General features: G+C 61.1%; 12 protein-coding genes. 6 read left to right on the plus strand and 6 right to left on the minus strand.

What is annotated here, in order from left to right:
* Window positions 1-397 precede the first annotated feature (397 nt).
* The gene (locus F3J44_RS13555) at window positions 398-868 is read left to right on the plus strand and encodes a GNAT family N-acetyltransferase (protein ID WP_167273090.1); all 471 of its coding nucleotides are present in this window, start codon (window positions 398-400) and stop codon (window positions 866-868) included.
* Window positions 869-1231: 363 nt separating this feature from the next.
* Here the strand turns inward: F3J44_RS13555 and F3J44_RS13560 are convergent, their stop codons facing one another.
* The 5 genes from F3J44_RS13560 to F3J44_RS13580 all read right to left on the minus strand — a co-directional run bounded on the left by F3J44_RS13560 (window position 1232) and on the right by F3J44_RS13580 (window position 7551).
* On the minus strand, window positions 1232-2581 hold the full coding sequence (locus F3J44_RS13560) for an LLM class flavin-dependent oxidoreductase (protein ID WP_167273093.1): 1350 nt from the start codon (window positions 2579-2581) through the stop codon (window positions 1232-1234).
* Window positions 2582-2596: 15 nt separating this feature from the next.
* Window positions 2597-5038 carry a TonB-dependent siderophore receptor gene (locus F3J44_RS13565; protein ID WP_167057711.1) on the minus strand — a complete coding sequence of 814 codons (2442 nt, stop codon included), beginning with the start codon at window positions 5036-5038 and terminating at the stop codon, window positions 2597-2599.
* 157 nt (window positions 5039-5195) lie between these two features.
* Complete coding sequence (locus F3J44_RS13570) at window positions 5196-5660, minus strand: RidA family protein (RefSeq protein ID WP_205299876.1); 465 nt, start codon at window positions 5658-5660, stop codon at window positions 5196-5198.
* Between the two features lie 48 nt (window positions 5661-5708).
* Entirely contained in the window at window positions 5709-7289 is a 1581-nt protein-coding gene (locus F3J44_RS13575; protein ID WP_167273098.1) for an FAD-dependent oxidoreductase, read from the minus strand.
* Between the two features lie 55 nt (window positions 7290-7344).
* Complete coding sequence (locus tag F3J44_RS13580) at window positions 7345-7551, minus strand: hypothetical protein (protein ID WP_167057702.1); 207 nt, start codon at window positions 7549-7551, stop codon at window positions 7345-7347.
* A gap of 581 nt (window positions 7552-8132) precedes the next feature.
* Between F3J44_RS13580 and F3J44_RS29595 the strand changes: the two genes are divergently transcribed.
* The gene (locus F3J44_RS29595; RefSeq protein WP_240158367.1) at window positions 8133-8606 is read left to right on the plus strand and encodes an FCD domain-containing protein; all 474 of its coding nucleotides are present in this window, start codon (window positions 8133-8135) and stop codon (window positions 8604-8606) included.
* Between the two features lie 62 nt (window positions 8607-8668).
* Here F3J44_RS29595 and F3J44_RS13595 read toward each other — a convergent pair whose 3' ends face one another.
* On the minus strand, window positions 8669-9703 hold the full coding sequence (locus F3J44_RS13595) for a LacI family DNA-binding transcriptional regulator (RefSeq protein WP_167273101.1): 1035 nt from the start codon (window positions 9701-9703) through the stop codon (window positions 8669-8671).
* A 511-nt stretch (window positions 9704-10214) separates the two neighbouring features.
* Between F3J44_RS13595 and F3J44_RS13600 the strand changes: the two genes are divergently transcribed.
* The 4 genes from F3J44_RS13600 to F3J44_RS13615 are packed head-to-tail and all read left to right on the plus strand — an operon-like array spanning window position 10215 to window position 14933.
* Complete coding sequence (locus F3J44_RS13600) at window positions 10215-11801, plus strand: acyl CoA:acetate/3-ketoacid CoA transferase (protein WP_167273103.1); 1587 nt, start codon at window positions 10215-10217, stop codon at window positions 11799-11801.
* Window positions 11798-12580 carry an enoyl-CoA hydratase/isomerase family protein gene (locus F3J44_RS13605; RefSeq protein ID WP_167273106.1) on the plus strand — a complete coding sequence of 261 codons (783 nt, stop codon included), beginning with the start codon at window positions 11798-11800 and terminating at the stop codon, window positions 12578-12580. The genes F3J44_RS13600 and F3J44_RS13605 overlap by 4 nt, the downstream gene beginning before the upstream one ends.
* A 1-nt stretch (window position 12581) precedes the next feature.
* A complete protein-coding gene (locus F3J44_RS13610) occupies window positions 12582-14093 on the plus strand; it encodes an aldehyde dehydrogenase family protein (RefSeq protein ID WP_167273108.1) in 1512 nt (503 codons plus the stop codon).
* A 57-nt stretch (window positions 14094-14150) separates the two neighbouring features.
* A complete protein-coding gene (locus tag F3J44_RS13615) occupies window positions 14151-14933 on the plus strand; it encodes a 3-ketoacyl-ACP reductase (RefSeq protein WP_167273111.1) in 783 nt (260 codons plus the stop codon).
* The last annotated feature ends 7 nt before the right edge of the window (window positions 14934-14940 follow it).

The raw sequence follows: 14940 nt of genomic DNA on the forward strand, positions 1-14940 counted from the left end.
TCCGGCAGCAACGTGACTTGCGTCCGAGCCTCACCCTCAATGAACCGTTTCATGATCGTCCCCGCCACGATCTCGACGATCAGAAGGTTAGACAATCACTGGCGTTTTCACACAGCCTGGGTCGATAGCGGCCATTCATTCACGTCCACGCTTAGTTGGCCGCAGGCCATTATCGTGTGCCCCTGTGCCCCGAAATTTGACACGCTTTTCTGCAGCATGAGATGTTGCCCTCATGACGAACTACAGCTGCGTAACCTTGATGCGCCCCATGATGTCCCCCTTCGGCGGGCCATAGGGCGTTGCGCGTGTAAATTCCACTCATCCCCTAAGCCCCGCCCACAATGGTCGGGGCTTTTTCATGCTCCGATCATGAGCACACATGATAAGGAGCATGAGCATGTTGGAGATCCGCCCAGCCAGGTACAGCGACGCCGAAGTCGCTTTCGATATCCGGCTTCAGGCTATACGGCACCAGTGTATTACCGTCTACACGCCAGAACAGGTTCAAGCCTGGACGCAGGTGCCGTTGACGGACCGGTACCGGGCCAGTGTCGAGCGCCAGTACCACATTGCATGGTGGGGCGAAGCAGCGGTGGCCACGGGGTTTATTGATTTCCAGTCGGCTGAGCTGGGTGCTGTATTTGTCCTGCCGGGGTTCATGGGGCAGGGAATTGGCAAGTCCATGATCCATTACCTGGAGCGGCTGGCGCTTGAGGCCGGGCTGGCCGAAATACATCTGGACGCGACCCCAAACGCTACTGCGTTCTACCATCGGTGTGGGTTCCACGGGGAGGAACGCGGCATCTACACCTCGCCTTCGGGGCTTGAAGTGGCGTGCACGCCCATGCGCAAGCGATTGATCGGATGAAGAGGGCAGGTTCTGTGGGAGCGGGCTTGCCCGCGAACACCGGCGTAGCCGGTGCCATCCACAGCGTCGCCTGCTTCGCGAACAAGCCCGCTCCCACAGGACCCGGTAGGAGCGAGCGCAGCTCGCGATGGGCTGCAAAGCAGCCCCAGCACTATGAGCCGCGAGGCTGAAACCCTGGGGCCGCTGCGCGCCCCATCGCGAGCTGTGCTCGCTCCTACCGGGGGCGGCGCTGGCCTGGAGATGGGCGCTTGATCGGCAGCCCAGGGTTGTGGTGTAGGTCAAGCGCCGGTGTTCGCGTATCCCATTTTTGGGCACTCACGCATTGCAGCGCAGCGCCAGGGCGGCGGGTGGACTCTCAAGGGCTCACACCGTTTCCTCGACGCGTTCGGTGGCGGGCTGAGGCGATGACGCATGGCGGTTCTGCGGTACTTCCAGCCCAAGGTGCCCGCGCAACGTACGGGCCTCATACTCGCTACGGAACAGCCCGCGCTCGCGCAGGATCGGCAGCACCTCGTTGGTGAAACGGGCGAAGTCGCTCGGTGCGCCCACATGAATGTTGAAGCCGTCCACGGCACCCTCGCGGAACCAGCGTTCGATTTCGTTGGCCACGGTCAGCGGTGAGCCGACGAACTTGGAGTAGGGCTGGCCGAAGCGCAGGGCCGCCTGGCGCAGGGTCAGGTTCTGTTCGGCGGCCACGCGCTTGATGCGCTCGGCGTGGCCACGGTAGCCGTTGCTGCCCAGGTCGCCCAGTTGCGGGAAGGGCGCGTCAAGGTCGTACTGGCTGAAGTCGTGATAGTTGAAGGGGCGGCCCAGTTGCACCAGCGCCTTGTTGAGGTCCAGCTCACCCTTGCGTTCGCGCTCGATGGCCTGAGCCTGCTCGTCGGTATCGGCAATGATCGGGTCGATGCCGGGGAACAACAGCACATGATCGGGGTTGCGTCCCTCCTCGGCGGTGCGCCGTTTGATATCGGCGTAGTACTCGACCGCGTCTTCGAAGTTGTCGACGCCCGCGAAGATGCCTTCGGCGATCTGCGCCGCCAGGCCACGACCCGATTCAGAAACCCCGGCTTGAAAGATCACCGGCTGCCCCTGGGGCGAGCGGGAAATATTCAACGGCCCTGTGACCGAGAAAAACTCGCCCTGGTGGTCCAGACGATGCTGCTTGCTGGCTGTGAGGAAGCGCTTGTTGGCTTTATCGCGGGGGAAGGCGTCATCCTCGTAGGAGTCCCACAAGCCTTGTACCACGGCGACGTGTTCATGGGCGCGGCGGTAGCGCTCGCCGTGGTCGATATGCTGCTCGCGGCCGAAGTTGCCGGCGGCACCCTCCAGGCCGGTGGTGACCACATTCCAGCCGGCGCGGCCATGGCTGATATGGTCCAGCGAGGCGAACTGGCGAGCGACGTTGAAGGGTTCGGTATAGGAGGTGGTCAGGGTGGCGACCAGGCCAATGCGCTCGGTGGCGCCCGCCAGCGCCGACAGAAGGGTCAACGGCTCCAGGCGGTTGAGAAAGTGCGGCGCCGACTCGGGGGTGATGTACGGGCTGTCGACGATGAACACGAAGTCGAACTTGGCCGCTTCGGCGGCGCGCGCCTGTTGCTTGTACCAGTCGATATCGATGCTGGCATCGCCAGGTATCTCTGGGTGCAGCCATTCGTGCTGGGTAGTACCCACGCCGGTGAGAATGGCGCCAAGGTGCAGTTTGCGTTGAGTCATGGGGTTATCCTTTCATCAGAAGTTGTAGGTCAGCCGAGTGAAGTAGTAACCACCGGTAAAGCCGTAGGGCGAATAGGCGCCGTAGCCTTTGGTCATGGTCTTGCTGCTTGGGTTCTGGCGCTCGGGGTAGATATCGAACAGGTTCTGCGCACCAACGGCCAGGTTGAGGTCCTTGGTCAGTTGGTAGCCCACATCCACATCCGTGATCCAGCGTGCCTTGTACTCGCGGTCCAGGCTGCGGTCAGCGGCGGAGTTGACTTCGCGCCAGGAGCCGTAGCGGGTCAGAGTCAGGTTGCTGGTCCAGCGGTCCAGCTGCCAGTTGGCGCCAAGAATCAGCTTGGTGTTGGGTTGTACATCGGTGATGAAATTGCGGGCCTGGCGATCCATCAATGCGTAGTTGGCACCCTGGATGCTGACATTTTCCTTGTAGCTGAGGATGTCGGTCTGGTTCCAGTTGAAGGCCGCCGTCCATTTCACTTTGCCCCAGTTGCCCAGGGCCTGGTCGTAGTTGCCGACCAGGTCCAGGCCCTTGGTACGGGTGTTGGCGCCGTTGGTGAAGTAGCTGCCTCCGGTGGTTGAGTCGATGCCGTTGGCCAGCAAGGTCTGGGTCACTTCGGGGCCAAGCAGGGTACCGGTCAGGGTGATGCGGTCGCGCACGTTGATCACGTAGGCGTCGGCAGTGAATGACAGGCGCTCGTTGGGCTGGAAGGTGGCACCGAGGCTGAAGTTGGTCGAGCGCTCGGGTTTCAGCGCCGTCGCCCCCAGCGCTTGAGCGGCGCCCGATTCGACCGGCAGAACGCCGTAGTTGATCGACTGGTAAACCCCATTGACCACGCCATAGGTGGTCGAGCGCGCACTGAACAGGCTGTTGGCCAGCGAAGGCGCGCGGAAGCCGTTGCTGACGGTTGCCCGCACCGCGAACTCAGGGGTGAAGTCGTAGCGGGTCGTCAGCTTGCCGCTGCGGGTGGCGCCAACGCCCTGGTTGTAGTGTTCGTAGCGCAGCGCGCCACCCAAGTACCACTGCGGCAGCGGGTTGAAGCCGACGTCTATGTAGCTTGCCACGCTGTTGCGGCTTGTGCTGGTGGCTTCGGCCGGCGAGATACCGTTGGTGACCTGGGCGCCGGACGCGGCGCAATCACCGGGGGCACGGCAGTAACCACCGTTGGCCCAGGAGGCCCAGTCACCGTCGCGGACCTGATAGGTTTCCTTGCGGTGCTCCAGGCCCACGGCCAGGTCCAGTGGTTTTTCCAGGCCGATATCAAAGCTGCGGCTGAGGTCGAGGTTGCTGGTCAGTTGGGTGGCAATCCAGGTGCCGGACTCGAAGTGATTGGGCGTCGCCTCGCCGAGCGACGGGTTCTGGTTGTGCGTGGTGCCTTGCAGTGCGGCATTGCGCCCGTAGGTGCTGGACAGGTCCCAGGCCCACTCGCCGATCTCGCCACGCCCGCCAAGGGCCGCCTGGAAGTCGTCTTCATCGATGTACCAGGTTGGCGTGTAGCCGGCGGGGTAGCCATTGGGGCCGGTGGTGATGGTGTTGGTGATGGTCGGCAGGCGGAAGTTCTGGCCCTGCTCGGCCTTGCGGTGCGAATAGGTGGTGAAGGAGTACAAGGTGAGGTCGTCGCTGACTGGCAGTTCGGCGTTGTAGCCCAGGGTCAGCAAGTTGATCTTCGGCGTGCCGTAACCGCCATAGGTTGCCTTGCCGGCCTTTTCATAAGCCTCTGCATAGCTATAGCCGTTGGCGCTGGCCTTGTTGTCGTCGTTCTGGCTGCGCGCATCCAGCGCCAGCTGGAGGATGCCGCCATTACCGATTTCGAAGCCCTTGTTGAGGCTCTGCTGCACGGTCTGCTTCTTGCCGTCGTATCCCTGGCCGACGTTGGTCACCGAAGTGCCGGACTCGTCGGCCTTGAGGATCACGTTGATCACCCCGGCGATGGCGTCCGAGCCATATTGCGCGGCAGCGCCATCACGCAGTACTTCGACGTGGTCGATCAGGCTGATGGGGATCAGGTCGAGGTCGGTGGGTGCGGCGCCGGCATGGATGCCGCTGATGTTCAGGGTGGCGCTGGTATGCCGGCGCTTGCCGTTGACCAGCACCAGCACTTGAGCGGCGTTGAGGCCACGCAGGCTTGGCGCGCGGGCCATGCCGCTGGCATCCCAGCCGGTTTTTTCCGGCAGGGTGAAGGAGGGCACGGTGGCGCTCAGCGCTTCCATCAGGCCGGGTTTGCCGGTTTCCTGCAGTTGTTTGGCGCTGATTACGTCGATCGGTACCGGGCTGGTGGTGACGGTGCGTTTCTCCGAGCCCCGGTTGCCGGTGACGATCACCGTGCCCAGTTGCGCCGAGGTGGTCGCCTGGTCGTCGTTGCTGGCGGCGAAGGTGGTTGGGGCGCCCAGGCTGGTGCCGGCGGCGGCCAGTGCCAGCAAGGCGGGTCGAACGTGGACGGTTGGCAGATGTAAAGGCATGCTCTCTCTTCCTGAGGCGCTATTGATTTTTGCTTGCACGAAGCCTGTCCGCCGGGCTGGCCCGGCAGAAGGAATGAATGGTGCGCAGTGGGAGATCGCCGCTCCCGCAGGGTCCCTGCTAATTCAATGAGGTAGCGTTTTCTCTATGAACGGGTGGCTAGGGAGCCTTGGCGGCAATTGCTTCGATCTCGACCAGCGCGCCTGGCAGCGGCAGGGCAACGACCTGCAACGCCGTGCGGGTGGGTTTATTGGGCTGGTCGGCGGTGGCGAAGAATTTTGTGTAGGCCGCCTGCAGGCCGGCGAAGTCGAGCTTGCCGCCGTTGGCCGGGTCACCGACCAAAAACACCCGCAGTTGCACGATATCGCCCAGGTCCAGGCCCTGGCTTTGCAGCGCCGTGCGGATCTTGCTCAGTACCGAAAACGCCTGGGTTTCGGTGTTGCCGTACGCCGCAATCGTCTGCGGTGCAGCCTTGGGGTCGGCAACGTCCGGCAGGGTGCCGCTCACGAAGGTCAGCGCGGCGCCTGCCGGCACGGTCACCAGTTGCGAAATGGGGAAGTTGGAGCCAGGTGGGGCGACACGTTTGATGGTTTCGGCCTGGGCGTTGAGTGCAGACAAAGTCATAAGGGTTCCAAGTAGCAAGGCGGCGGTTTTCATGGGCAGGTTCCTGGTTCAGGCGGCGACGCCGCGTTGCTGTTGTTGCGCGTGGTTGGCGATCTGCTTCACCACATGGCGCGCGGACTCGGCGGCGGTGTTCTGCCAGATGCCGACGCCACCGTGGGCCAGGGCATCGCTGGCCAGCCAGGTGCGCCCCTTGGCCTGGTTGAGCTGGCTGTAACCGGGCTCGGCCACTTCGTCTTGCACGATCCACGGGCTCTCGCTGAAGGGCACTTTCGACCAGTTGACGGCCACGCCATTTTGCAATTTGCCGCCATGCCCGGGGTGTAGCGACTCCACCGCACTGCGCGATGAAGCCAATTGCTGGGCAAGCGACTGGCTGGCGAACTTGCGCGCCACGTCGCCGTTGTTGTAGGTGCCGATGAGCACGCCACGGGCGCTGTTGAGGTGGTCGCTGGGGTACCAGAGCAGGCGCGCTTCGTGGTTGATGTAGGAAAGGCCGCCATAGATCTGGAATTCGCTTTCCCAGAAGCGCGGCGCCTGCCAGGCCACCTTGTTGGCCAGGTCCGGCTTGGCCAGTTCGATGGCGTCTTGCGTCGGTTTGCCGAAGTTGTGCTCGACCTTGGCCAGCAGTGGCAAGGGAATGGTGACAATGGCGTAGTCAGCGCTCTCTACCTGGGTCTTGCCGCTGCGCCGGTCACGCCAGCTGATGCGTGCCCCGCTGTCGGAGGTCTGGATCGCCTGCACTTCGGCGTGCAACTGCACCGCGTCCTGCACCTTGGCGTACAGCGCCTTGGCAATTTGGTCCATGCCGCCCACCGGCTGGAACATGGTCGCGGAAAACTCAGGGATTTCGTCAAAAACCAGTGGCAACATCAGGTTGGGGTTGAGCAACTGTTTAAGGGCAACCGGTTGGCGCTGGATCGGCGTCTGCTCACCTGCGCCTGCGAAGCGGCTGTAGCCGGCGCGCACGGAGCCTTGGTATGTGCGCTGCTCGTTGAGGTCGCCGTAGACCTTGAGAAAATCCAGCAGCGCCTTTTGGTCGGCGGCGTCCAGCTGCTTGTCCAGTGCCTTGCTGCTGACGCTGCGCGACAGCAGTTCGCTGAGATGGCCACGGGTATCGTTGACCGCCTGGCGCAACAGCAACGGCGGCTGGCTGAGGTCGGGTTGGGCGAGGGCGTTGCGGCTGCTGTTGACCAGCACTTCCAGCGGTACGCCGAGTTCGCGGCAGTAGCCAAGGATGGTCAGGTGATGGCTGGGCAGGCGCGCTGGGCCTGCGTTGAAGTAGTGGCCCTCATCGAACTGCACCGTCTGGCGAGTGCCATCGTTGTGTTCGATGCGGTCGCCATTGCGCAGCGTCCAGGCCCGCCCGCCGATCCGCTCGCGGGCTTCGAGGATGCGTACGTCGAAACCGGCCTTGCGCAGTTCATAGGCACTGACCAGGCCACTGATGCCGGCGCCGACGATCAACACGCGCTTGCCGTTGCCGGCTGCGGTCGGCAGGCCCAGTGGGGCGAAGCTGGTGGCGGCTGCCGTGCTTGGCAGCAAGCCCAGCGCGGATAGGCTGCCAAGGGCGGCGCCGTAACCGCCAGCGGCCATCAGGTGGCCGATCAGATCCCTACGGGTGAGTCCCATATCGAATGTTCCTTATCGAAAGTGGTGGCCAGCCGGGCGGCTGGCCCAACGTGAACTAGAGGCCGTAACGCACGCTGAGCAGCGCGGTGACGGTGACCGTTGGCAGGCGCTCGTTATCGGCTGCATTCGCGAAGTGGGCGAGAGGTGCAAGGGGTGCCAGGGCACTGGCAAGGGCGGGGTGATCGAGCGCGATATTCGGCGAATGGTTCATGGCCGCGAGTTCCTGACAACCAACAGTGGAAGTGATGTCGGATGCCAGCATGCCAAGGCCATTTACCACGCCGATGGTCGGCTACGGATACGGACGAAGGAGCGGAGATCCTTTGCCTCCACCTGTCCGTGGTCGGTCTGAAGGGAACATATCTCTATAAGAAAATATTTTGAAAGACTTTATGGTTCTATTCTAATTATCGAAAATATGCATTTATAGTGATATATAAAATATGGGTTACGCATTTTGTTGACTGTTAGGTCGCTACCGATGACAATTCATCGCCAGCAAGCTCGCGCCTATGGAAAAATCGCAACTATCTGATTTAGAAGATTTTTATGTAGGATCGGGCTTGGCCCGCGAAGCAAGCACCGCGGTGCATGGCACCGGCTTCGCCGGTGTTCGCGGGGCAAGCCCGCTCCTACAGAGGATTGCGGCGCGCCTGCTGGCACTGTTCCCTGGGAGACAGCGCAGCCCGCGAGTGCCGGTCAGATGGAGATTGCGCTGAGTGGATAGCCGGCGCGATAAAAGGGTTGTGGTCACGGCCAAGGCTGTCCGGGTCGTCCTTGTCAACACAGCGCTACGCGCTACGATTCACCGCCGGACAGGGTGGCTGGAAATGCCTCCAGGCGATGGGCCAGGCCCACTTCGGTAAGCGTCTGCACGGCGCGATCATCGAGCCGGCAGGGCTGCTTGCCCCAACGTTCATGATCGATACCGAAGCCTTGGCTCGCTGCAAGAAGCAGCAGCAATTCATTGCAGATGGCGGCTACCTGACCATGACGCCCCAGGAGCTGTTCGAATCGAATGCTCAGTTCCACGAGACGCTGGCCAGTTTTTCCGGCAACCGATTTCACGTTCAGACGGTTCGTCGTCTCGACCAACTTCGCCGTTTGGTGGAGTACCGTCAGGCGAGCAAGCGCGCACCTCGGCGAGAGCAGGCGGTTGAACATCTGGCGATCCTGGCTTGCCTTGAAAAAGGTGATCGGCTGGCTGCGGCTGACCATATGCGCAAGCACCTGGAGCAAGCGCGCCGGCATAAGGTGGCAGCTGAGTTGTTTGAGGCCGTTGAGTTGCCTGTTGAGGCTGCTTTTGCGTCGGCCTGAGCAGGCAGCCTGAACCGCGTGTTTGACGTCATCAAGGCAGCACGATCAGGGGTGTTTTGGCGCTATTGATTTTTAGGCGCCCCGCAGGTGTCACGAACGATCAACTTGGGTTTGAGCAGGTACTTCATGGGCGGCGCGTCTGGGTTCTTCAGGCGCGACAGCAGCATTTCACTGGCCACCTCTCCAAGACGCTCTGGCTCCAGAGCCAGTGTCGTCAGGGGAGGGCTGCAGTAGGCCGAGGCAGCAGTTCCATCACTGCCGACCAAGGCAATATCCTCTCCGGCTCTCAGGCCGCGATTGCCCAGTTCGCTGAGGGCGCCTGTGGCGATGAGGTCGTTGTAGCAGACCACGCCAGTAGGGCGGTGTTTCTGGTCAAGTAGCCTGCTCATGCCGTCCTTGCCACCGGCCAGGCTGATAGCTGTTTCGATCATCCAGTCAGCATTCGGTGTGATGCCATTTTTCTCAAGGCAATCAGCGTATCCACGCAGACGCTCCAAGCTGACCGCATAAGTGCTGTTTCGACCGATGAATGCGATGTCCCTATGGCCAAGGTCGATCAGGTGCTGGGTCGCCATCTGGATGCCCAGGTAGTTGTCGGCGCCTACGAAATCGGTGTCATCGCCTCCCAGCGCCCGCATGACGGTGACGAAGGGCATTCCCCATTGCCCGAGCGAGGCGACGAGCTCTACCGGGGTTTCGAATGTTGGGCAGATGATGATGCCCGCAGCTTTGTGCTCCCGCATCGACGCCAATACCTGACGCTGTACGTCCTGATCCTCAGCCGTATGGGCAAGCAGGGTGATGTAGCTGGACTCCAGCAGTTTGCGCTCGGCGCCAATCAGTAGCTCCACAAAAAAGGAGTTGCTCAGGTCGTTCACCACCATCCCGATGACGTTGGACACACCCTGGCGCAGGTTCGCGGCGCTTCGGTTGTACACGTAGCCGAGCTGTTCAGCGGTAGCGCGGACCTTTTCCGCTGTGGCAGGGCGGACCAGGGGGCTGTTGTTCAGAACCAGCGAAACGGTTGATTTCGATACACCGCTCGCCTTGGCGATATCGGTGATGGTGACCTTTTCTTCGCTTTGGCGCGTGCTCAACGGAAAAATCTCTACTGATGACGGGATAGGAACGTTCCAAACGTACCAATTTTATGCCGTTCAATGCTAGCCAGTTATCGACGATCTTACCGATTCTGAGCGTTTTTCTCGTACAGATCGTTTGATTTTCCCACCATTGCAACTCAGGCCATCCCAGCCCCGGCCGATGAAGGGTGTTGACAGCTTAAATCAGGCAATTTACCGTTTTGGAACGTTCCAAAAACAATGTGGAACGATTTAATAACAAAAATGGTGATCGTCATGAACGTTGTCTACTCACTGCTTTCCCTGCTCCGCTTGCGTACCTGTGCGCGTCCTTCTGCTTTGCATTCAGCCCCGACCCGCTCCCCGGCGACTGCCCAGTTCGTGCTCACTGAAATGAACGCGGATCCGTTCGCAGGCGCCTTGGGCTTGGCCGTGCTCGCGAACATCGCAAGTGTTAGCCCAAGACATTGAGAGACAGCCGCGCCTGAGCGCTGCCATTCCAAATTTCCATACGGCGAAAGGTTTTATGAAAAAGCTCATCACTGCTGAACAGGCTGCGAGCCTTATCCACGACGGCGACACGGTTACCGTCAGCTCTTCCAGTGGCCTTGCATGCCCTGATGCAGTGCTGGCCGCCCTCGGGCAACGCTACCGTGACACGGCTCATCCTGCTGGCCTCACCCTGCTGCATCCGATTGCTGCAGGTGACCTGTACGGCATCAAGGGGATCGAGCACCTCGCACAACCTGGCCTGATCAGTAAGGTGGTGGCGGGTTCCTACCCAAGCGGGCCTTCGTCCCAGCCGATGCCAGAGATCTGGCGGATGATCACCGACAACGAGATTGCCGCGTATAACGTGCCCAGCGGCATCCTGTTCGATTTGCACAAAGATGCTGCGGCCAAGCGTCCTGGTGTGCTGACCAAAGTGGGGCTCGATACGTTCGCAGATCCATCCCGCCAGGGTTGCGCGATGAACGAACTCGGTGCCGAGCATCCGATTGTCGAAAAGGTGACCTTCGCGGGTGAGGACTGGCTTTTCTTCCCAACCATCGTCCCTAAGGTCGCCATCATTCGTGCGACCACCGCAGATGAACGCGGCAATCTTTCCTATGAGCATGAAGGCGGCTTGCTGGGCGCGCTCGACCAAGCGCTGGCTGTGCGCAACAGCGGCGGTATTGTCATTGCTCAAGTCAAACGGGTGGTTCGTGCGGGTTCGCTGAAACCCCACCACGTCCACGTGCCTTGCAACCTGGTGGACCACATCGTGGTTGATCCTGAGCAGATGCAAACCACCCAGGTTGCTTACGATCCCGCTATCAGTGGTGAAATCCAGCAACCAGAATCCACCTTTGAAATTGCCCCATTCAATCCCGAGAAAGTCATTGCCCGCCGCGCGGCGATGCAGGTTGAGCAGGGTATGGCTGTGAACCTGGGCTTTGGCATCTCCGCCAACGTACCGCGTATCCTCCTGGAAGAAGGGCACAACGGCGCAGCGACCTGGGTGATCGAGCAAGGCGCGGTGGGAGGGATGCCACTGCTGGGCTTCGCTTTTGGTTGCGCCGCCAACGCGGATGCAATCATGCCTTCCTCGGCCCAGTTCACTTATTTCCAGGGGGGTGGGTTCGACTTGACCCTGCTGTCCTTCCTGCAGATCGATCGTCACGGCAACGTCAACGTGTCGAAGTTGCCAGGCAAACCCTACCTGACTGCAGGTTGCGGCGGGTTCGTGGACATCACAACCCATGCCAAGCGGATTGTGTTCTCTGGTTTCTTCACCGCCGGTGCCAAGCTCGAAGCAGGTAACGGCGAGCTGCAGATTCTGCAGCCAGGCAAATCTCGCAAATTGGTAGAAGCCGTGGATCACGTCACCTTCAGCGGCCGTATGGCGCTTGAGCGTGGCCAAGACGTCACCTATGTGACTGAGCGCTGCGTGATGAAGCTCACTGCACAGGGCCTTATGGTCACCGAAGTTGCCCCTGGTATCGATATGGAGAAAGACGTGCTTGCCCAGGCCGAGTTCCCGCTGCTGGTGGCGGACAACGTCAGTGTCATGAGCCCCGCACTGTTCACCGACGCCCTGATGGGCCTGGAACTGAAGGAGCGCCAAGCATGAGCGCCGAAGGCATTGTCTCCCTTGAGATCCAAGGGCATGTGGCAATCGTCACACTTGAGCGTCCAGCCAAGCTGAACGCGCTGACGCCTGAAATGATCACCGCCCTGGGCAATGTTGCGAGTGATCTCGACAAGCGTACCGACTTGCGGGCGGTGGTGCTGACTGCCAGTGGCGAGCGCGCGTTCTGTGTCGGCGCCGATATCCGCGTTTGGTCGGGCTTGCAGCCTCTGGATATGTGGCGCCAGTGGGTGCGTGACGGCCATCGCGTGTTCGATGCCTGGGCCAACCTTCGCTTGCCTGTGATCGCAGCCATCAATGGGCATGCATTCGGTGGCGGCCTGGAGCTGCTTGCAACGGCAGACATTCGCGTGTCTGAGCCTGGCGCGACCTTCGCACTTCCGGAGGCTGGTATCGCGACCTGCCCAGGGTGGTCGGGCACCCAGCGCCTGGTGAAGCTGATCGGGCCAAGCCAGGTCAAATTGATGGCCTTGACCGGGCGCCGCATCGATGCAAACGAAGCTCAGCGCGTAGGCCTCGTCCAGGACATCTGTGAGCCTGGCGACGCGCTGGCCCATGCCTTGGAGCTGGCCCGGCAGATCAGCCAACAGGCACCGATTTCCGTGCAGCTGACCAAGCAACTTATCGACGCGGGCACCGGCATCAATGTAGCGGCTGTGCTCGAAGGGATGGCCGGCGCACTCGCCGCCACCACCGCAGACGCAAAAGAAGGCTTGGCCAGCTTCAGCGAGCGTCGTCCAGCAGATTACCAAGGAGTATGAAATGCAATTCTTGCCTGTAGATAACCCCACCCAGATCATTGGCCAGCCTTACAAAGGCCGCATGCTGATTGATGGCGAACTGTGCGAGGCGCAGAGCGGCGCTCAAGCTGAGCGCCGTAGCCCGGCACACGATGTGGTGGTGGGTATCTATCCTGATGCTGCTCAAGGTGACGCCGAGCGTGCTGTCGATGCTGCACGTGCCGCCTTCGATGAAGGCACATGGCCGAATATGTCGGGGCGTGAGCGCGCCGAAGTGCTGCTCAAGGTGGCCGAAGGCATTTCGGCTCGCGTCGAAGAGATGGCCCTGATCGAATGCCTGGAAACCGGTAAGCCCCTGAGCCAAGCGCGTGGGGAGGTGAGCGGTTGCGTTGACCTGTGGAAATACGCGGCATCCCTCGCGCGCACCTTGCATGGCGAGAGCTACAACACCCTGGGTGACTCGCATCTGGGCGTTGTCTTGCGTCAGCCTGTGGGTGTGGTGTCGATGATCACGCCCTGGAACTTCCCGATCTGGATCCTGAGCCAGAAGCTGCCCTTCGCCTTGGCGGCGGGGTGCACCACCGTTATCAAGCCAAGCGAGCTCACCAACGGCACCACCCTGATGCTGGGCGAGATCCTGCTTGAAGCAGGCCTGCCGAAAGGCGTCGTGAACATCGTGACCGGCCTGGGCCCAGCCGTCGGCCAGCCACTGGTTGGCCACTCGAAAGTCGACATGGTTTCGTTCACCGGCTCTACTCGCGTAGGCCGTCTAATTGCTGCCGAAGCCGGCGCTGCGTTGAAAAAGGTGTCGCTGGAGCTGGGTGGCAAGAACCCACAGATCATCTTCCCTGACTGCGACTGGGACGCTGCCGTGGATGCTGTTGTCTTTGGCGTGTACTTCAACGCAGGTGAATGCTGCAACAGCGGCAGCCGCATCCTGGTACACAAAGACATCGCCGCGCGCTTCTCTGATGCCGTCATCGAACGCGCCCGCCAAGTACCGGTGGGTGACCCCCTGCACCCTGACGTGAAAGTTGGCGCGATCATCAGCGAGATGCAACTGGGGGGAATCCAGGCTGCCATCGACGACGCTCGTAAAGCCGGCGCGACCATCAGCTTGGGGGGCGAGCGTCACGAAACCGAGCGTGGCCTGTACCTGCAGCCGACCATCGTCACCGGTGTAACGCCGGAGATGACCATCGCCCGTGAAGAAGTCTTTGGCCCCGTACTGTCGGTACTGACTTTCGACTCGCTGGATGAAGCCATCGCGCTGGCCAACGACACCTGCTACGGCCTGTCGGCTGCAGTTTGGAGCAAAGACATTGATGTCTGCCTGAAGGCGGCTCGCAAGATCGATGCGGGTACCGTGTGGGTCAACACCTTCCTGGATGGTTTCGCTGAACTGCCATTCGGTGGCTTGCGCGATTCAGGGCTGGGCCGTGAGCTGGGCCGCCATGCTGTTGAGGATTACACCGAGCAAAAGAGCGTCCAATTGCACATTGGCGAGCGCCAGAACTGGTGGCTTGCGAAGTGAAACGCCGAGCTTTGTTGCACAAAAATTGGAACGTTCCAAACAGTTGAGAATGCAGCCATGACAAACAACAATATTTCGCAACGTCCCATCGCACTGGTCACCGGAGGCCGGCGCGGAATCGGCGCCGCCATCGTGCTTCGGCTGGCTCGTGATGGTTTCGACGTTGCCTTTACCTGCCGTAGTGAAGACGAAGTGGCCCGACAGCTGTGTGCTGAGATTGAGTCGCTGGGCGGGCGAGGGCTGGCAGTTGCCAGTGAGTTGCAGAGCCTGGAAGCCCACGTTCAATTGCTTGAGCGTGTTCAGGCGTGGGGTGGTGCAGTCGATTGCTTGGTAAACAACGCCGGCATTGGCTCGCCGTCCCGTGGCGATCTTTTGGCAATGAAACCGGAAGCATTCGATGTAGTGCTGGCAACCAACCTGCGTGGGACTTTCTTCCTCACGCAGCAGGTGGCTAAGCAGATGCTTGAGAACCCCTCGTCGCATCCCCGCAGCATCGTCAATGTTTCCAGCGTGAGCGTAGAGCTCGCTTCCCCGGAGCGTGGCGAATATTGCATGTCCAAGGCTGCCTTGGGCATGTCCACCAAGCTGTTTGCCTTGCGCCTGGCTGCGGAAAACATTGGTGTGTTCGAAGTGCGTCCAGGTGTGATCCGTACCGACATGACCGCTGGTGTGGCTGACAAGTACGAGCAGCGCTTCAAGGATGGACTGGTACCGATGGGGCGCTGGGGTGAAACCAGCGACATCGCTGCCATCGTCAGTTCGCTGGCCAGTGGGCAGTTTGGCTTTGCTACTGGCTCGGTCATTCATGCCGATGGCGGCCTCGCCATCCCACGTCTGTGAGTGCCGT

It is taken from the genome of Pantoea sp. Tr-811 (genome assembly GCF_011752535.1).
Taxonomy (GTDB): Bacteria; Pseudomonadota; Gammaproteobacteria; order Pseudomonadales; family Pseudomonadaceae; genus Aquipseudomonas.